The 16,680-nt window shown below is 71.9% G+C and carries 18 protein-coding genes; 5 read left to right on the top strand and 13 right to left on the bottom strand.

Translation table 11 applies throughout. The features are described 5' to 3' along the window. Nucleotides 1-96: 96 nt before the first annotated feature. Together M8H82_RS01030 and M8H82_RS01025 are read right to left on the bottom strand one after the other, a co-directional pair. Nucleotides 97-1,449 (bottom strand): class II 3-deoxy-7-phosphoheptulonate synthase, encoded by a 1,353-nt coding sequence (locus tag M8H82_RS01030; protein ID WP_250070343.1) that lies wholly within the window; start codon nucleotides 1,447-1,449, stop codon nucleotides 97-99. After that, the gene (locus M8H82_RS01025; RefSeq protein WP_250070342.1) at nucleotides 1,446-2,372 is read right to left on the bottom strand and encodes a DUF2867 domain-containing protein; all 927 of its coding nucleotides are present in this window, start codon (nucleotides 2,370-2,372) and stop codon (nucleotides 1,446-1,448) included. Before M8H82_RS01025 ends, M8H82_RS01030 begins: the two co-directional genes overlap by 4 nt. Nucleotides 2,373-2,424: 52 nt before the next feature. Here M8H82_RS01025 and M8H82_RS01020 point away from each other — a divergent pair, with 52 nt between their 5' ends. From M8H82_RS01020 to M8H82_RS01015, 3 genes are all read left to right on the top strand, one after another. Continuing rightward, nucleotides 2,425-3,012, top strand: a complete 588-nt coding sequence (locus tag M8H82_RS01020; protein ID WP_250070341.1) for a TetR/AcrR family transcriptional regulator — start codon at nucleotides 2,425-2,427, stop codon at nucleotides 3,010-3,012. Nucleotides 3,013-3,021: 9 nt separating this feature from the next. Further along, a complete protein-coding gene (locus tag M8H82_RS36710) occupies nucleotides 3,022-3,084 on the top strand; it encodes a trp operon leader peptide (protein ID WP_374211617.1) in 63 nt (20 codons plus the stop codon). Nucleotides 3,085-3,206: 122 nt separating this feature from the next. Then, nucleotides 3,207-5,087: an anthranilate synthase family protein gene (locus tag M8H82_RS01015; protein ID WP_250070745.1), complete on the top strand. Its 1,881-nt coding sequence runs from the start codon at nucleotides 3,207-3,209 to the stop codon at nucleotides 5,085-5,087. Here the strand turns inward: M8H82_RS01015 and M8H82_RS01010 are convergent. The 5 genes from M8H82_RS01010 to M8H82_RS00990 all read right to left on the bottom strand — a co-directional run bounded on the left by M8H82_RS01010 (nucleotide 5,039) and on the right by M8H82_RS00990 (nucleotide 9,916). Continuing rightward, on the bottom strand, nucleotides 5,039-6,034 hold the full coding sequence (locus M8H82_RS01010; protein ID WP_250070744.1) for a 2-hydroxyacid dehydrogenase: 996 nt from the start codon (nucleotides 6,032-6,034) through the stop codon (nucleotides 5,039-5,041). The two genes, M8H82_RS01015 and M8H82_RS01010, sit on opposite strands and share 49 nt — an antisense overlap. A 63-nt stretch (nucleotides 6,035-6,097) precedes the next feature. Further along, nucleotides 6,098-7,126 (bottom strand): 6-phosphofructokinase, encoded by a 1,029-nt coding sequence (locus tag M8H82_RS01005; RefSeq protein ID WP_250070340.1) that lies wholly within the window; start codon nucleotides 7,124-7,126, stop codon nucleotides 6,098-6,100. 108 nt (nucleotides 7,127-7,234) lie between these two features. Beyond that, nucleotides 7,235-7,915 (bottom strand): response regulator transcription factor, encoded by a 681-nt coding sequence (locus tag M8H82_RS01000; protein ID WP_250070339.1) that lies wholly within the window; start codon nucleotides 7,913-7,915, stop codon nucleotides 7,235-7,237. Further along, entirely contained in the window at nucleotides 7,912-9,123 is a 1,212-nt protein-coding gene (macS, locus tag M8H82_RS00995) for a MacS family sensor histidine kinase (protein ID WP_374211610.1), read from the bottom strand. Before macS ends, M8H82_RS01000 begins: the two co-directional genes overlap by 4 nt. A gap of 31 nt (nucleotides 9,124-9,154) precedes the next feature. After that, entirely contained in the window at nucleotides 9,155-9,916 is a 762-nt protein-coding gene (locus M8H82_RS00990) for a 1-acyl-sn-glycerol-3-phosphate acyltransferase (protein WP_250070337.1), read from the bottom strand. Between the two features lie 149 nt (nucleotides 9,917-10,065). Here M8H82_RS00990 and M8H82_RS00985 point away from each other — a divergent pair, with 149 nt between their 5' ends. Then, the gene (locus M8H82_RS00985; protein WP_250070336.1) at nucleotides 10,066-10,845 is read left to right on the top strand and encodes a carboxylesterase; all 780 of its coding nucleotides are present in this window, start codon (nucleotides 10,066-10,068) and stop codon (nucleotides 10,843-10,845) included. Then, nucleotides 10,838-11,416 carry a hypothetical protein gene (locus M8H82_RS00980; RefSeq protein ID WP_250070335.1) on the top strand — a complete coding sequence of 193 codons (579 nt, stop codon included), beginning with the start codon at nucleotides 10,838-10,840 and terminating at the stop codon, nucleotides 11,414-11,416. The genes M8H82_RS00985 and M8H82_RS00980 overlap by 8 nt, the downstream gene beginning before the upstream one ends. A 93-nt stretch (nucleotides 11,417-11,509) precedes the next feature. Here M8H82_RS00980 and M8H82_RS00975 read toward each other — a convergent pair whose 3' ends face one another. The 6 genes from M8H82_RS00975 to M8H82_RS00950 form a co-directional block, all read right to left on the bottom strand. Next, nucleotides 11,510-12,229, bottom strand: coding sequence for an endonuclease/exonuclease/phosphatase family protein (locus M8H82_RS00975; RefSeq protein ID WP_250070334.1), 720 nt, complete (start codon nucleotides 12,227-12,229; stop codon nucleotides 11,510-11,512). Between the two features lie 65 nt (nucleotides 12,230-12,294). After that, complete coding sequence (locus M8H82_RS00970; RefSeq protein ID WP_250070333.1) at nucleotides 12,295-13,248, bottom strand: ROK family glucokinase; 954 nt, start codon at nucleotides 13,246-13,248, stop codon at nucleotides 12,295-12,297. 130 nt (nucleotides 13,249-13,378) lie between these two features. Then, a complete protein-coding gene (locus M8H82_RS00965; RefSeq protein WP_250070332.1) occupies nucleotides 13,379-13,867 on the bottom strand; it encodes a DUF5304 domain-containing protein in 489 nt (162 codons plus the stop codon). 57 nt (nucleotides 13,868-13,924) lie between these two features. Next, nucleotides 13,925-15,085, bottom strand: coding sequence for an ArsA family ATPase (locus M8H82_RS00960; RefSeq protein ID WP_250070331.1), 1,161 nt, complete (start codon nucleotides 15,083-15,085; stop codon nucleotides 13,925-13,927). A gap of 35 nt (nucleotides 15,086-15,120) precedes the next feature. Beyond that, nucleotides 15,121-15,564 (bottom strand): SRPBCC family protein, encoded by a 444-nt coding sequence (locus M8H82_RS00955; RefSeq protein ID WP_250070330.1) that lies wholly within the window; start codon nucleotides 15,562-15,564, stop codon nucleotides 15,121-15,123. A gap of 82 nt (nucleotides 15,565-15,646) precedes the next feature. Further along, the gene (locus tag M8H82_RS00950; RefSeq protein ID WP_250070329.1) at nucleotides 15,647-16,444 is read right to left on the bottom strand and encodes a metallophosphoesterase; all 798 of its coding nucleotides are present in this window, start codon (nucleotides 16,442-16,444) and stop codon (nucleotides 15,647-15,649) included. Nucleotides 16,445-16,680 lie beyond the last annotated feature (236 nt).

Here is a 16,680-nt window from a genome sequence, read left to right as displayed (position 1 = left end):
AACCTTACCCGGCGCTTCGGAGCCGCAAAAGTGGTGTGGGGCGCGGATCGAATGTGATCCGCGCCCCACTGTGCTCCTGTGTAACAGCCGAACCGGCTACTGGTCCCTGTACATCTCCGCGACCAGGAAGGCCAGGTCCAGGGACTGGCTGCGGTTCAGGCGGGGGTCGCAGGCCGTCTCGTAGCGCTGGTGCAGGTCGTCGACGAAGATCTCGTCGCCGCCGCCCACGCACTCGGTGACATCGTCACCGGTGAGCTCGACGTGGATGCCGCCCGGGTGGGTGCCCAGCGACTTGTGGACCTCGAAGAAGCCCTTGACCTCGTCGAGCACGTCGTCGAAGCGGCGGGTCTTGTGACCGGAGGCCGCCTCGAAGGTGTTGCCGTGCATCGGGTCGGTCACCCAGGCCACCGTGGCGCCCGAGGCGGTGACCTTCTCGATCAGCTCCGGGAGCTTGTCGCGGACCTTGTCGGCGCCCATGCGGACGATGAAGGTCAGCCGGCCCGGCTCGCGCTCCGGGTCCAGGCGCTCGATGTACTGCAGCGCCTCCTCGGCCGTGGTCGTCGGGCCGAGCTTGATGCCGATCGGGTTGCGGATCCTCGAGGCGAACTCGATGTGCGCGTGGTCCAGCTGCCGGGTGCGCTCACCGATCCACACCATGTGCGCGGAGACGTCGTAGAGCCGGCCGGTGCGGGAGTCCACGCGGGTCAGCGCCGACTCGTAGTCCAGCAGCAGCGCCTCGTGCGAGGAGTAGAACTCGACCGTCTTGAACTCCTCCGGGTCGGCCCCGCAGGCGTGCATGAAGTTCAGCGCCTGGTCGATCTCGCGGGCCAGCTGCTCGTAGCGCTGGCCGGAGGGGGACGACTTCACGAAGTCCTGGTTCCAGGCGTGCACCTGGCGCAGGTCGGCGTAGCCGCCGGTGGTGAAGGCGCGGACCAGGTTGAGCGTGGAGGCGGAGGCGTTGTACATCCGCTTCAGGCGCTCGGGGTCCGGGATCCGGGCGGCCTCGGTGAAGTCGAAGCCGTTGACGGAGTCGCCGCGGTAGGTCGGCAGCGTCAAGCCGTCGCGGGTCTCGGTCGGCTTGGAGCGCGGCTTGGAGTACTGACCGGCGATGCGGCCGACCTTCACGACCGGCACCGAGGCGGCGTACGTCAGCACGGCGCCCATCTGGAGCAGGGTCTTGAGCTTGTTGCGGATCTGGTCGGCGGACACCGCGTCGAACGCCTCGGCGCAGTCGCCGCCCTGGAGGAGGAACGCCTCTCCCTTGGCGACGGCCGCCATCCGGGCGCGCAGCTGGTCGCACTCGCCCGCGAAGACGAGCGGCGGATACGACTCAAGGTCCGCGATCACTGCGCGCAGAGCCTCGGTGTCGGGGTACTCGGGCTGCTGCGCCGCGGGCAGGTCTCGCCAGGTGTTGTCAGCGCTGGCGCTGGTCTTAGCGTTCACGGTCACGACGTCAACACTACGGGGTTGTCCCCGCCGTCCATTCCCTGGCTCACCAAGTGAGACGCCCCGCCGGCCGCCAGGGCCAGCCGCCGATGGGTGCGCCGGAGCATCAGCCGGGCCATGAAGGGGTGCGCGTGGCGGACCACCGACCAGTACAGACGGCCCCGCCGGTTGTGGATGCGGACCACCGAGCCGAGGGTCACCGTGCGGGCCGCCGCGTCCAGCAGGACCGACACCCGGTAGTCCAGATGCCCCGCGTCCTGGCCGAGCAGGACCTCGCGGTCCGTACGGCCGAACACCGGGGTCCTCAGCAGCGTGCCCTCCCAGGCCGCCGGCTCGGTCGGCATGCCCGGGCGCAGGTCCAGGGCGTAGGCGTCGGCGTAGTCGGTGGCGGGGAAGGCGGCGTGCAGCAGGGCGGCCCCGGCGGGAACCTCGACGCTCTCCGGGCGGTCCCAGCTGAGGCGCTGGAGCAGGCGGACGTAGCGGCCCCGGCGCACGGGGCGGGCCACGGATCCGGTGGCGGCCCGCTCGGCGTTGTCGAACAGTTCCTCGATGACCGTGCCGTGCAGCGCGCGCACCGCGAGCAGCCAGCCCAGGCGCTCCCGAGGCGGCAGGGGCTGCTCCAGGACGTGCCGGATACGGCAGCGGCCGGGGCCGAGCGACTCGACGGAGAGCTCGTGGAAGCCCGTGCCGGGCGGGTCGAAGGCGAAGCGGATCCGGCGGCCGGGCTCGTAGGCGGCGACCGAGTAGCGCACCGGGCCGTGTCCGCCGGCGGCGCCGACGGCGAGCGGCCGGTCGAGGCGGAGGGGGGCCCAGGCGGGGCTAGGGAAGAGCGGGTCGTCGGGGCCGGAGAGCCGGTCCAGGAGGGCGCCCACCCGCTCGGCGGGCGCGGCCAGGATGCGGTCGTGAACGTTGCGTACAGTGCCCATCGGAGCACCTCCATACGGTGGCGTATGGTCAACCGTACGGTACCGTACGGTCATGGTGCAACGCCCCCCTCGCAAGACCTCCGGCAAGGCCCGGCTGAGCGCCGACGACTGGGCCGACGCCGCCCTCCTCGCGATGAGTGAGGGCGGGCTCGCCGCGGTCGCGGTGGAACCGCTCGCCACCCGGCTCGGCACCACCAAGGGCAGCTTCTACTGGCACTTCGCCAACCGGGACGCCCTGATCGAGGCGGCGCTGGAACGCTGGGCCGAGACCCAGACCGAGGTGCTCATCACCGAGCTGGAGACGGAGCCCGACCCCGAGCGGCGGCTGCGGCTGCTGTTCGCCGAGGCGATCGGGTCCACCGCGGACGACACGCTGGAGGTCACCCTGCTGGCCACCGCCGACGACCCGCGCGTCGCGGCGGTGCTCGGCCGGGTCACCGAACGCCGGGTCGCCTATGTGGCCCGGCTCTTCACCGAGGCCGGTTTCCCCGAGCCGGAGGCCAGGCGGCGCGGGCTGCTCGCGTACAGCGTCTACCTGGGGCACGCCCAGCTCGCCCACGCCGTCCCGGCCACGCTGCCGGAGGGGGACGGGCTGACGGGTTATCTCGACCGCGCCCTGGATCTGCTGCTGATGCGTTAGGGTCGGGGCATGTTCGCGCACCCGACCCAGAACCAGAACTGGTGGTGGACCGCTTCTCCGGCGGCCCACTGACTGCGCGTACCCACACTTCGCGAAGGCCGCCCGAGGGGCGGCCTTCGGTGTTTTCCGGGGTCCGTTCCTCTCAGCGAGAAGGAAACGGACCCATGCAGCACGGACCCACGCAGCACGCACCCATGCGGCTGCTCGACCTGCTCGACGATCCCCGCCCGTTCGCCCTGCTGCGCCGCCGCACGCCGGGCCACGACGAGAACACCGTGGAAGTCCTCCTCGGCCCGGTCCACTCCTGCGACCGCCTCGCCGACCTGCCCGAGGAGGGCCTCGCGCTCGTGCCCTTCCGCCAGATCCGCGAGCGGGGCTTCGACGTCCGGGACGACGGCACGCCCCTGACGGTGCTGGTCCCCGAGGAGACCCACGCAATCCCCCTCGCCCGGGCACTGGACCAGCTCCCCGCCCACGACGTGGACGTCCGGGGCGGCCGCTTCGACGTCGGCGACGAGGAGTACGCCGAGATCGTCGGGCGCGTGCTGCGGGAGGAGATCGGGCGGGGCGAGGGCGCGAACTTCGTGATCCGGCGGACCTACGAGGGCGAGATCCCCGGGTTCGGCAGAGCCGACGCCCTCGCGCTGTTCCGGCGGCTGCTGGAGGGCGAGCGGGGCGCGTACTGGACGTTCGTCGTGCACACCGGGGAGCGCACCCTGGTCGGCGCGAGCCCCGAGGTGCATGTGCGGATGTCCGGCGGCACCGTCGTGATGAACCCGATCAGCGGGACGTACCGCTATCCCGCCGAGGGGCCGACCCCGGGGCATCTGCTGGACTTCCTCGCCGACGGCAAGGAGATCGAGGAGCTGTCGATGGTCGTCGACGAGGAGCTCAAGATGATGTGCACCGTCGGGGACATGGGCGGGGTGGTGATCGGGCCCCGGCTGAAGGAGATGGCCCATCTGGCGCACACCGAGTACGAGTTGCGCGGGAAGTCCTCGCTGGACGTGCGGGAGGTGCTGAAGGAGACCATGTTCGCGGCCACCGTCACCGGCTCCCCGGTGCAGAACGCCTGCCGGGTCATCGAGCGCCACGAGGTCGGCGGGCGCGGCTACTACGCGGGGGCCCTGGCGCTGCTCGGCCGGGACTCCGGTGGCGCGCAGACCCTCGACTCCCCCATCCTCATCCGCACCGCGGACATCGACGCCGACGGGCGGCTGCGGGTTCCGGTCGGCGCGACCCTCGTGCGGGGCTCCGACGCAGAGAGCGAGGTCGCCGAGACCCACGCCAAGGCGGCGGGCGTGCTGGCCGCCCTCGGGGTGCGCCCGTCCCGGCCCCGCACGGACGGCACCCGCCCCAAGCTGACCGACGACCCCCGCGTGCGTGCCGCCCTCGACGGGCGCCGGGCCTCGCTCGCCCCGTTCTGGCTGCGGATGCAGGAGCGGGCCGCGGAGCTCACCGGGCACGCCCTGGTCGTCGACGGCGAGGACACCTTCACGGCGATGCTCGCGCACGTGCTGCGCTCCAGCGGGCTCGACGTCACCGTCCGGCGCTACGACGAGCCGGGCCTGGCGGAAGCCGCCCGCGCGCACGAGGGGCCGGTCGTGCTCGGCCCCGGTCCCGGTGACCCGTCCGACACCGCCGACCCCAAGATGCGCTTCCTGCGGGCCCTGACCGCCGAGGTGCTCCGCGGCCACCGGCACGGCGTCCTCGGCGTCTGCCTCGGGCACGAGCTGATCGCGGCCGAGCTGGGGCTCGAGATCGTCCGGAAGGAGGTCCCGTACCAGGGGGCGCAGACGTCGGTCGAGCTGTTCGGGCGGCCCGAGACCGTCGGGTTCTACAACAGCTTCGTGGCCCGCTGCGACGACGAGGCAGCCGGTGAACTGGCCGCCCACGGTGTCGAGATCAGCCGGAGCGCGTCCTGCGAGGTGCACGCGCTGCGCGGGCCCGGTTTCGCCGGGGTGCAGTTCCACCCCGAGTCGGTGCTGACGCTGAACGGCGCCTCGATCGTGCGGGAGCTGGTCGGTCAGCTGCGCGGCACCAGCACGTTCTTCGAGCGGCGGCCCTCCGTGTAGTCCAGGACGTTCTGCACCGTGGCGTCGACGATCTGGCCGACGGCGTCCACGGTGTAGTACGCCTGGTGCGAGGTGACCAGGACGTTCGGGAAGGTGACCAGCCGGGCCAGGACGTCGTCCTCGATCGCCTGCAGGGACTTGTCGAGGAAGAACAGGCCCGCCTCCGCCTCGTACACATCGAGGCCGACGCCGGTGAAGCGGCCCTCGCGCAGCTCCGCGACGAGGGCCGCGGTGTCGATCAGGCCGCCGCGGCTGGAATTCACCAGGATCGCGTCGTCCCGCATCGCCTTCAGGGCGGGCCCGTCGATCAGGTGCTGGGTCTCGGGCATCAGCGGCACGTGCAGGCTGACCAGATCGGAGTCGGCGAGCAGCTGGTCCTTGGGGACGTAGCGCATGCCGAGCTCCATGCAGGCCGGGTTCTCGGCGACGTCCCAGCCGAGCAGCCGCATGCCGAAGCCGTGGGCGATGCGGGCGAACGCCTCGCCGATCTTGCCGGTGCCGAGGACGCCGGCGGTGCGGCCGTGCATGTCGCGGCCCATCAGCCCGTCGAGCCGGAAGTCGAAGTCCCGGGTGCGGGTGGAGGCGCGCACGATACGGCGGTTGACGGCCATGGCGAGCGCCCAGGCGAACTCGGCGACCGCGTACGGCGAGTAGTACGACACCCGGGCGACCGTCATGCCGAGCCGCTCGGCGACGTCCAGGTCGATGTTGTTGAACCCGGTGGAGCGCTGGGCGACCATCCGCGTGCCGCCCGCCGCCAGGAGCTCCAGGACGCGCGCGCCGAGGTCGGCGTTGACGCTGGTGGAGATCGCCTCGTAGCCGGCCGCGATCGGAGCGGTGTCCTCGTTGAGGAAGACGTCCAGACAGCGCACCTCGTGGTGACCGGCGAAGGCGCGCTCGATCAGGGGCTTCTCGTCCGCCTGGACGCCGAAGGCGAGGATCTCCACGACAGGCTCCCGGATCATAGGGTTATGGGCCGAATATACGGCCCATAACCCTCGGCTGCCCGGTCAGCCGAAGAAGACCCCGACCTCCTCGTAGAGTGCCGGATCGACCGTCTTCAGCTTCGCCGTGGCGTCCGCGATCGGGACGCGGACGATGTCCGTGCCGCGCAGGGCGACCATCTTGCCGAAGTCGCCGTCGCGGACCGCCTCGATGGCGTGCAGTCCGAAGCGGGTGGCGAGCCAGCGGTCGAAGGCGCTGGGGGTGCCGCCGCGCTGGACGTGCCCGAGGACGGTGGTGCGGGCCTCCTTGCCGGTGCGCCTCTCGATCTCCTTGGCCAGCCACTCGCCGACGCCGGAGAGCCGGACGTGCCCGAAGGAGTCCAGCGACCCGTCCTTGAGCACCATCTCGCCGTCCTTGGGCATGGCGCCCTCGGCGACGACCACGATGGGGGCGTACGACGCCTTGAAGCGGGAGGTCACCCAGGCGCACACCTTCTCGATGTCGAAGCGCTGCTCGGGGATGAGGATGACGTTGGCGCCGCCCGCGAGGCCGGAGTGGATGGCGATCCACCCGGCGTGACGGCCCATCACCTCCACGACGAGGACCCGCATATGGGACTCGGCGGTGGTGTGCAGGCGGTCGATGGCCTCGGTCGCGATGCCGACGGCGGTGTCGAAGCCGAAGGTGTAGTCGGTGGCGGACAGGTCGTTGTCGATGGTCTTCGGGACGCCGACACAGGGCACGCCGTACTCGTCCGACAGCTGCGCGGCCACCCCGAGGGTGTCCTCGCCGCCGATCGTGATGAGCGCGTCGACCTCCTGCTTGGCCAGGTTCTCCTTGATCCGCCGGATGCCGTCCTCGTGCTGGAGGGGGTTGGTGCGCGAGGATCCGAGGATCGTGCCGCCGCGGGGCAGGATGCCGCGTACGGCGGGGATGTCGAGACGGACGCTGTCGCCGTCGAGCGGACCGCGCCAGCCGTCCCGGAAGCCGGTGAAGTCGTAGCCGTACTCCTGTACGCCCTTGCGGACGATGGCCCGGATGACGGCGTTGAGACCGGGGCAGTCGCCGCCTCCGGTCAGTACTCCGACCCGCATGGAAATGTCCCTTCGCCGCGGTTGCCTGGAAAGGCCACGCTAATAGTGATCCAGGTCACTCAGGGATGGGTCGGAGCCGCAATTCCGGTGAAACAGCAGGAGGTTCGTTTACGCGTCGTCAAGTCCGCGCTCGATGGCGTACCGAACGAGTTCCACGCGATTGTGCAACTGGAGCTTGCCGAGGGTGTTCTGGACGTGGTTCTGCACGGTCCGGTGGGAGATCACGAGCCGCTCGGCGATCTGCTTGTAGCTCAGGCCCTTGGCGACCAGCCGCAGCACCTCGGTCTCGCGGTCGGTGAGCTGCGGGGCACCCGGCCGGCCGGTGTCGCGGTCGGCGGGGGCGGGTTCGGAGGCGAGGCGCCGGTACTCGCCGAGGACGAGCCCGGCCAGGCCCGGGGTGAACACCGGGTCGCCGACGGCGGTACGGCGGACCGCGTCGAGGAGTTCCTCCGTGGACGCCGACTTCAGCAGATAGCCGGTGGCGCCGGACTTCACGGCCTCCAGGACGTCGGCGTGCTCCCCGCTCGCGGACAGGACCAGCACGCGCAGGGCCGGGTTGTGGGCGACGAGTTCCTTGCAGACCTGGACGCCGGGCTTGACGGGCAGGTTGAGGTCGAGGACGAGCACGTCGGGGCCCACGGCCTTGGCGCGGCGCACGGCCTGCTCGCCGTCGCCCGCGGTGGCGACCACCTCCAGCCCGGACTCGCTCAGGTCCCGGGCGACGGCGTCGCGCCACATCGGGTGGTCGTCGACCACCATCACCTTGATCGGTCCGCCCTGCTCGCTCATCGCATCCCCCGGGACATCTGCTTCGGTACCTTCAGTTCGACTTCCGTGCCCTGCCCGGGCACCGAGATCAGCTCCGCGCTGCCCCCGATGTCCCGCAGCCGCCCCCGGATCGACAGCGCGACCCCGAGCCGTCCCTCGCCCTCGGCCTGCGCGAGCCGCCCCTCGGGGATGCCGGGGCCGTCGTCCCGGACGGTCACGATCACCGCGTCCGGCTCGTCCTCCACCAGGATCCACGCGCGCGCCTGCTCGCCGGCGTGCTCCCGGACATTGTCCAGGGCGGCCCCGACGGCCGCGGCCAGCTCCTGCGCGGCGGCCGGCGGCAGCACCACGGGCGCCCCGGGTTCGGCGAGGCTGGTCCGGGACCCGGCGTAGGGCGCGAGCAGCGCCCGCAGATCGAGCGGGCCGTCCGCGTCGGGCTCTTCGTCCACGGCCCTGACCAGGGCCCCCTCGGCCGCGTTCTCCGACACCCGGGACACCGGGGTCAGCCCGCCGGAGACCAGGGTGCGCAGCGCCACCTCCTGCTCGCCGGCGAGGCGCCCCAGTTCGGCCGCCTCGCCGCCGATGACGGCACCGCGCCGCTGCACCATGGCGAGCACCTGCAGGACGCTGTCGTGGATGTCCCGGGCCAGCCGTTCGCGTTCCCGGGTCGCGGCCTCGATCTCCAGGGCGCGGGCGAGGGTGCGCTCGGAGGCGCGGGCGACCTCGACGACGTAGCCGATGGCGATGGAGGCCACCCAGACGAGGATCACCGCGTGGACGGTGTCGCGGGTCGGGGAGCCGCGGTGCACGAGGTTGGCGACGGCGACCAGGGTGGAGGCGAAGGCCGCCCAGCGCCAGCCGCCCTTGATGGCGAACGCCAGCACGGAACCGGCCGTCCATATCGACGGCAGGGTCGGGCTGCCCGCCTCGATGTGGGCGGCCGAGTCGGCGACCCCGGTGAGCAGGATGCCGACGAGCGCGAGCGTCAGATCGGCGGCCAGGAAGGGCTTGGTGCAGGCGGCGGCGTTCGCCACCTTGGGGAGGGTCGCGAACGTCCACACGGTCAGTACGGCGAAGTAGGCGACGGCGGCCCAGGGGCGCGCGAACTCGTCGTAGGCGCTGATGAACAGGCCGATCGCGTACAGCAGGGTGAGGATCCGGTACCCCATGAGCGCACGCCACAGCGGCTGCTCGACCGACATCCTCAGGACCTTCTCGCGCCTGGCCAACTCCCCCACCCCCCGAACGGCACCGCCGCGTCTAGGACTCGGACTTCTCCTTGTCCGCCTGTTCCTTCTCGGCCTTGGCGAGAGCGGCCTTCGCGGCCTTCTCCGCCTCCTTCTCCGCCTTCGCCTCCTCCGCGAGCCGGCGCTTGGCGGCGGTGGCGTAGATGTCGACGTACTCCTGGCCGGAGAGCTTCATGATCTCGTACATGACCTCGTCGGTCACCGCGCGCAGGACGAAGCGGTCGTGCTCCATGCCCTGGTAGCGGCTGAAGTCCAGCGGCCTGCCGATCCGGATGCCCGGCCGCATCAGCTTGGGCACGACCTTCCCCGGCGGCTGGATCTTCTCCGTGTCGATCATGGCGACCGGGATGACCGGCGCCCCGGTGGCGAGCGCCACGCGCGCGAGGCCGCCGGGCTTGCCCCGGTAGAGCCGGCCGTCGGGCGAGCGGGTGCCCTCGGGGTAGATGCCGAACAGCTCGCCGCGCTCCAGCACCTCTATACCGCTCTTGATGGCCGCCTCGCCCGCGCCGCGCGCGCCGGAGCGGTCCACCGGGAGCTGGCCGACGCCCTTGAAGAACGCGGCCGTCAGCCGGCCCTTGAGGCCCGGGGTCGTGAAGTACTCGGCCTTCGCGATGAAGGTGACCTTGCGGTCGAGGACCGCGGGCAGGAAGAACGAGTCGGAGAACGAGAGGTGGTTGCTCGCCAGGATGGCGGGGCCCTCGGCGGGGACGTTCTCCAGGCCTTCCACCCAGGGCCTGAAGGCGAGCTTCAGCGGCCCCCCGATGGATACCTTCATCGCGCCGTACAACAACCGAGTGCCTCCTGTGCGTGTCGATGAGACCTTAACCCGGAGCGCCGTCAAAGAGGCCGTCGGCCCTGGTCGGTGTCAGTGCGGTCGCGTACGGTGAAGTACCTGCAACCGACCTCATGAACAGGAGACCGAAGGTGCCGGTCCTTCCTGGAGCCGAGCCGTACCGCCATGAGGGCGGGGAGACGTCCGTTCTCCTCTGCCACGGCTTCACCGGTTCCCCGCAGTCGCTGCGCCCCTGGGCGGAGTATCTCGCCGAGCGCGGTATGACCGTCTCGCTGCCGCTGCTGCCCGGGCACGGCACCCGTTGGGAGGACCTCCGGCTCACCGGCTGGCAGGACTGGTACGCGGAGGTGGACCGCGAGCTGCGCGCGCTGCGGGAGCGCTCCTCGCGCCTGTTCGTGGCCGGTCTGTCGATGGGCGGCGCCCTGGCGCTCCGGCTGGCCGCCAAGCACGGCGACGCGATCGACGGCGTGGTCGTGGTCAACCCCGCCAACAAGGTGCACGGCCTGGCCGCCCACGCCCTCCCGGTGGTCCGGCACTTCGTGCCCACGACGAAGGGCATCGCCAGCGACATCGCCAAGGAGGGCAGCGAGGAGATCGGCTACACCCGGGTGCCGCTGCACGCGGCGCACTCCCTGCGGCAGTTCTTCCGGCTGGTCGACGGTGAGCTGCCGCAGGTCACCCAGCCGCTGCTGCTGCTGCGCAGCCCGCAGGACCATGTCGTGCCGCCGGCCGACTCGGCCCGCGTGCTCAGCCGGGTGTCGTCGACGGACGTGACGGAGATCGTGCTGGAACAGAGCTACCACGTGGCGACGTTGGACCATGACGCGGACCGGATCTTCGAGGAGAGCCACGCGTTCATGACCCGGCTCGCATCCGGTCTCGGCAAGGAAGGGACGGCCGTAGGTGGCTGAGCACGACTCCGACCGCGAGGATCGCGAGCCGGACGACCAGGGTGCCCGTTTCGACGAGGACGCCGCCTGGGCGGCCATCGTCGCCGGGTACGGCGACGAGCCGGTGGACCCGCCGGGGTCCAAGCCGTTCAAGTCCGTCGAGGATCTGGCGCTGCTGGAGGTCGAGACCAACGACGACGAGGCCGAGGCCGAGAAGACCGACGGGGACACGCTGACCGAGCCGGTGCGGCCGCTGGGCGGCTCCGTCGCCTTCGCGCCCGGCGTCGGCCCCCGCGACTACTCGGCGCCCGAGCCGACGGACGGGGACTTCGACGAGGACGACGAGGGGCACTTCGTGCCGCCGGAGCCGCCGGAGCTGCCCGCGGCGGACACCACGGCGAAGTTCGCGTGGCTGGCGGTGCTCGGCGGACCGATACTGCTGCTGCTCGCGGTGCTGCTAGGCTGGGAGATGACCTGGTGGCTCACCACGCTGGGCATCGGCGGCTTCCTGGGCGGATTCGCCACGCTGGTGATGCGGATGCGGACGGGCGACGAGGACGACGACGATCCCGGGCGGGGAGCAGTCGTCTAAAGGGCGCGGAGTTTCAGAACGCGGGGATGCCGAGGGCGGCCGGGACCGGGAGACGGTTCGGGCCGCCCTCGGGCGTTTCCGCTCGACGCCGGTTCAGGCCGCGGGCACGCGAAGGACCGCCAGCACCGGCAGGTGATCCGTGGCCCGCACGAGGTCGGCCCCGGACACGCCGGGATGGTCCAGCGGGACCCCGCAGCTCAGGACCTCGATGCCCTTGGTCGCGAGGATCGCGTCGATGCGCTGGTGCGGGTCGGCGGGGGTGGAGGTGTACTCCCCGCCGCAGGGGGCCACCGCCCAGCAGTCCTGGAGATCGTCGGCGAGACGCCGGAAGGTGCGGCCGTGGGGGCGTTCGTTGAGGTCGCCGCCGGCGATCGCGTGCTGCACACCGAGGGCGGCCAGCCGGTCCAGGAGCATGCCGCCCTGCTCGTAGCGCTCGTCCTTCTGCAGGCTGAGATGGCAGCTGAGGACGCCCACCCGGGCGGAGCCGAAACGGACCACCGCGGTGGCGAAGCCGCGGCGGTGCATCCCCGGCGTGAGCGGGAGGAGGACGTCCTCGGTGCGCTCGACCGTGGCACGCAGGCCGCACAGGATCGCGGGGCCCGCGGCGGTGCCGCCGCCGGTGAGGACGACCAGATCGGAGGCCCGGGCCAGGCGGGCCAGTTTCTTGCGCCAGCGGAAGAAGCGGGGAGCCTCCTGCACCAGCACGAGATCGGGTGCGCAGGCCCGGATCACCCTGGCCAGTGCGGCGGTGTCGTCCCGCATCGAGCGGATGTTGTAGCTCAGGACCCGGACGAGGGCCGAACCGTCAGACATACGGAGCAATGTAACGCCCCCGACTCGGGGCGCGGGGCGTGTACGCCCCGCGCCCCGTGAGGGAGTCACATGGCCGGGTCGGGTTCCCTCGCCAGGTCCGCCGCCCCCACCAGGCCCGCCTTGTTGCCCAGCTGGGCCGCGATCACGTCGGCCACCGGGCGCCAGTTGCCGCCCACCAGCCAGCGCTTGTAGGACTTGCGGATCGGGTCCAGGACCAGCTCGCCCTCGTCGGAGAGGCCGCCGCCGACGATGAACGCCGACGGGTCGAACAGGGAGGCCAGGTCGGCGAGGCCCGCGCCGGCCCAGCGGGCGAGCTCGCGGTAGGAGTCGACGGCGACCGGGTCGCCCTGCCGGGCGGCGACGGAGATGTGCTTGCCCTCGATGCCGTCGGGGTGGCCGTTGCCCAGGGCGAGCAGCGTCTCGGCGCGCTCCGGGGTGGCGTTGGCGCGCTGCTTGGCGTACCGGACGAGGGCGCGGCCGGAGGCGTACTGCTCCCAGCAGCCCTGCGAGCCGCAGCCGCACAGCAGCCCGTCCGGGACCATGCGGATGTGGCCGAACTCGGCGGCGACGCCGAAGTGGCCGCGGCGCAGCTTGTTGCCGACGATGATGCCGCCGCCGAGGCCTGTGCCGAGCGTGATGCAGATGACGTTGCGGTGGCCCTTGCCGGCGCCGAACTTGTACTCGCCCCAGGCCGCGGCGTTGGCGTCGTTCTCCACGACGACCGGAAGGCCCACGCGGGCCTCGACCTTCTCCTTCAGCGGCTCCTGGCGCCAGTCGATGTTCGGCGCGAAGTAGACCGTCGAGCGCTGGCGGTTGACGTAGCCGGCGGCGCCGATGCCCACGCCGACGATCTCGTGCCCGGCGCGCGCGCCTTCGACTGCGGAGGCGATGGCGTCCACGATGCCCTCGGGCGTGCCCGGGGTCGGCACCGTATGGGTCGAGAGGATGTTGCCTTCCTCGTCGACCACGCCGGCCGCGATCTTCGTGCCGCCGATGTCGACGCCGATGGTGAGTCCCATGAATCCCTCAGTTTCGGTCGAGCCCCGCTATGGCCAACCGTACCCGAGCCCCTGCCCTGCGATTCCTGTCGTCCGCTCCGCAGACAGGCGCACGAGTCCGGTTCGAGGACCTCTGCAGCGGCGGACGCCCTCAGTCCAGGTCGATGCGCTCGCCGGGGCCGGACTCGTCGCCGCGGTCCCGGCGCTCGTCCGGGCCGCGGTCGTCGCCGGCGGTCCAGCGGCGTTCCTGGGCCTGGACGGCGGAGCGGTAGGCGGCGAGGAGTTCGTTCCCGGCCGCCGCGAGGTGGTCGAAGACGTCCGGGTTGCGTTCGATGACGGGCTCGACGGCGGCCTTCGCCTGCTCCACGACCTGCTTGACCACCTGCTGGGCGGCGGGTCCGGCGACCGCGCCGAACAGCGGGGACTGCAGCGAGGTCAGCTTGTCGCTGACCGCGTCGACGAGCTTGCGCAGTTCCTCGGCGGCCGACCCGGGGGGCGGGCCGTGCTGGGTGCGACGGCGGGCCTGCTCCGCGGCGAGGTCCTCGGCGCACGCCGTCGCCCACGCGTCGGCGTCGGACGCCCGTGCCTCGTCGAGCGCCTCCGGTCCCGAGGGGTCGGACGGCGAAAGCTCTTCGCTCATGACGGACTCCTGACTACGGTTCGTCCCTACGACGTTACCCGAACGGGCGTACCGCCCTCACCGGGTCCCGGGCCACAACCGCGGGTCCGGCGCGAACCGGATCCGCAGCACGCCGTCGCGCAGCGCCGCTCCGTCGACGGAGCACCGGCGCAGGGCGGACGGCAGGGGGACGATACGGCGGAAGGGGCCCGCGGTGACGACGAGTTCGTCCCCGCGCCGGACGAGGTCGAGGTCGTCGCGCAGGGCGCCGGGCAGCGGGAGGCTCCACACCAGCACGCCGTCGTCGGCGAGGTGGTCGGTGACGGGCCACTCGACGGTGGAGGACACCGGGTTGACGGCGTCGGGGACGGCCAGGGCGGCGAGGTCGTCGGCCCCGCGCGGATCGCGTCCGAGGTGGGGCACGGCCCGGACGTCGTACGTCTCCTGCCACTCCTCCAGGACCTTGCGCTGCTGGACGACGAGCCCGGCGGGCCACTCCTCCGGGGCGACCCGGTTGGCGATCAGGACGTCGGGGCGCAGTCCGCGCAGGGCGAGGGCGAGGCCGGTGGCCCGCACGGCGTCGGCGCCGGCCGGGCCGGGCTCGGCGACCAGGCGTACGGCGGTGCGCGGGTCGGCGACGACGGCTTCGACGGCGGCGAGCTCGACGTCCCAGCGGGCCCCCGTCTCGTAGAGCCACTCGGCGGGCATGGGGACCCCGGCGAGCCGGCCGAGCACGGGCCGCAGGGCGCGGGCCGCCTGCCGCTCGGAGGGCAGCAGCCGGCGCAGGTAGCGGCGCAGTTCCTCGGGGAGGGCGAGCAGGGCGAGGGCGTGCGGGGTGGCCGGGAGGTCGACGACGAGCAGGTCGTGCCGCTCGGAGAGGGCCGCGTCGCGCAGGGCGCGCAGCAGGGTGAGCTCCTCGGCGCCGGGAAGAGGGGTGACCTCCTCGGGGTCGAGCCGGGAGGCGCCGAGGAGATCGAGGGCGGTGGTGGCGCGCTCCTGGAAGGCGGTGAGGTCGTCCCGGAACCCGGCGGCGGCATCGGGCCGCCAGGCGGTGAGCCGCTCGTCGGCGGTCACCGGCTCGGGGCCGGTGGGGGTACCGAGCACGGCGCCGAGGGTGTCGGCGCGGTCGGCGCTCAGCACAAGGACCCGATCACCGGCGCGGGCGGCGGCGAGTGCGGTGGCGGCCGCAACAGTCGTACGACCGCTGCCGCCCGGACCCGTGATCAAGATGGTGCGCATGAGGGTGAACGGTAACGGAGGCCCACCCGGGTCCCTTACTGGGAACCGGACTCCACGCGCTTCTTCAGCCCGGCCAGCGCCCGGTCGATGATAACCTTCTCCGCCTTGCGCTTGATCATGCCGAGCATCGGGATCTTGACGTCCACGGTCAGCACATAGGTGACCTCGGTCGCCCCGGCGCCCGCGGGCTTGAGGATGTAGGAGCCGTCCAGCGAGCGCAGCATCTGGGACTTCACCAGCGTCCAGGAGACCTCGTGCGCACCGGTCCAGGTGTAGGCGAGCACCTGGTCGTCCTTGATCGCCCCGGCGTCCATCACCAGGCGTACCTGCTCGGCGCGGCCCTGGCCGTCCGTGGCGAGGACCTCCGCCTCCTTCACCTCGCCGGTCCAGTCCGGGTAGCGGGCGAAGTCGGCGATCACCCCCATGACGTCGGCCGGTGCCGCCTCGATCGTGATGCTCGAGCTGGTGTGTTCCGCCATCGCTGTGGCTCCTCCAGATGCGGCCGGTGTGTCGTCCTCGTGCGCACGGCTGCGCAGCGTGAAGGCTACCGCGCAGCCGAGGTCACCATTCCAGCGCCCACGGCTTGCCGGTCCCGGCGAAGTGCCCCACGTTCACGCACTCCGTGGACCCGATCCGCATCCGGCGCACCAGCGGCTGGTGGACGTGCCCGAACAGCGAGTAGCGCGGCTTCGTCCGCCGGATCGCCTCCAGCAGCGCCCTGCTGCCCCGCTCGAAGCGCCGCGCCACCGTGTCGTAGACCAGTTCCGGCACCTCCGGCGGGATGTGGGTGCACAGCACGTCCACCTCGCCCAGCGCCTCGATCTTCGCCGCGTACTCCTCGTCGCTGATCTCGTAGGGCGTGCGCATCGGCGTCCTGAGGCCGCCGCCGACGAAGCCGAACGTCCGGCCGCCGATCTCCACCCGCTCCCCGTCCAGCACGGTCGTGCCGGGCCCGGCGTACTCGGGCCACAGCGGCGGCATGTCGACATTGCCGTAGGTGGCGTACGTCGGCGTCGGGAAGGCCGCGAACAGCTCGGCGTACTGCTTGCGCACCGCCTTCTCGATCACCGCGCCGCGGTCCGAGCCGATCCCGGCCCACAGCCGGGCCCCGAACTCGCGTGCCTCGTCGTAGCGGCGGGCGGTGCGCAGCTCGACGATGCGGTCGGCGTTCTCGGCGCCGAACAGGTCGGGGAAGATGCCGCGGGAGTGGTCGGCGTAGTCGAGGAAGAGGACCAGGTCACCCAGACAGATCAAAGCGTCCGCGCCGTCCCCGGCTCTGGCCAGGTCACGGACGTTTCCGTGTACGTCGCTGACCACATGAACGCGCGTCCTGCTGTTGCCGGATGGTGTGGATGCCATGGCGATCAAGCGTAAGCCTGTGCGGCAGGCGTGAACAGTGGCGGTCGGACCTGCGGTTACTGGCCAGTCGTGAAAGGGGTCGACTACTGTGCGCGCAGAAGCACCCATTCATGCGGTACCGATCCGTGTGACGCACCGAACATCTCGCCGGGCCCTCTGTCGAAGACGCCATACCGGCGGGTAACGTCCGGGCAGTCCAGTCGTGCTCAGGATTTCAACCACCGGAAATGCCTGGG

It is taken from the genome of Streptomyces sp. YS415 (assembly GCF_023544665.1).
GTDB lineage: Bacteria > Actinomycetota > Actinomycetes > Streptomycetales > Streptomycetaceae > Streptomyces.
Note: the sequence above shows the minus strand (reverse complement) of the source record. Positions and strands in the feature narration are given on the sequence as shown.

Excerpts from the sequence above, each read along its gene's own strand:
- M8H82_RS01020 (WP_250070341.1), top strand. The coding sequence starts at position 2,425 with ATGGTGCAACGCCCCCCTCGCAAGACCTCCGGCAAGGCCCGGCTGAGC.
- M8H82_RS00950 (WP_250070329.1), bottom strand. The coding sequence starts at position 16,444 with ATGGCATCCACACCATCCGGCAACAGCAGGACGCGCGTTCATGTGGTC.
- M8H82_RS00970 (WP_250070333.1), bottom strand. The coding sequence starts at position 13,248 with ATGGGACTCACCATCGGCGTCGACATCGGCGGCACGAAGATCGCGGCC.
- M8H82_RS01015 (WP_250070745.1), top strand. The coding sequence starts at position 3,207 with ATGCGGCTGCTCGACCTGCTCGACGATCCCCGCCCGTTCGCCCTGCTG.
- M8H82_RS01000 (WP_250070339.1), bottom strand. The coding sequence starts at position 7,915 with ATGAGCGAGCAGGGCGGACCGATCAAGGTGATGGTGGTCGACGACCAC.
- M8H82_RS00955 (WP_250070330.1), bottom strand. The coding sequence starts at position 15,564 with ATGGCGGAACACACCAGCTCGAGCATCACGATCGAGGCGGCACCGGCC.
- M8H82_RS00960 (WP_250070331.1), bottom strand. The coding sequence starts at position 15,085 with ATGCGCACCATCTTGATCACGGGTCCGGGCGGCAGCGGTCGTACGACT.
- M8H82_RS00975 (WP_250070334.1), bottom strand. The coding sequence starts at position 12,229 with ATGTCTGACGGTTCGGCCCTCGTCCGGGTCCTGAGCTACAACATCCGC.
- M8H82_RS01025 (WP_250070342.1), bottom strand. The coding sequence starts at position 2,372 with ATGGGCACTGTACGCAACGTTCACGACCGCATCCTGGCCGCGCCCGCC.
- M8H82_RS01005 (WP_250070340.1), bottom strand. The coding sequence starts at position 7,126 with ATGCGGGTCGGAGTACTGACCGGAGGCGGCGACTGCCCCGGTCTCAAC.
- M8H82_RS00965 (WP_250070332.1), bottom strand. The coding sequence starts at position 13,867 with ATGAGCGAAGAGCTTTCGCCGTCCGACCCCTCGGGACCGGAGGCGCTC.
- M8H82_RS00990 (WP_250070337.1), bottom strand. The coding sequence starts at position 9,916 with ATGAAGGTATCCATCGGGGGGCCGCTGAAGCTCGCCTTCAGGCCCTGG.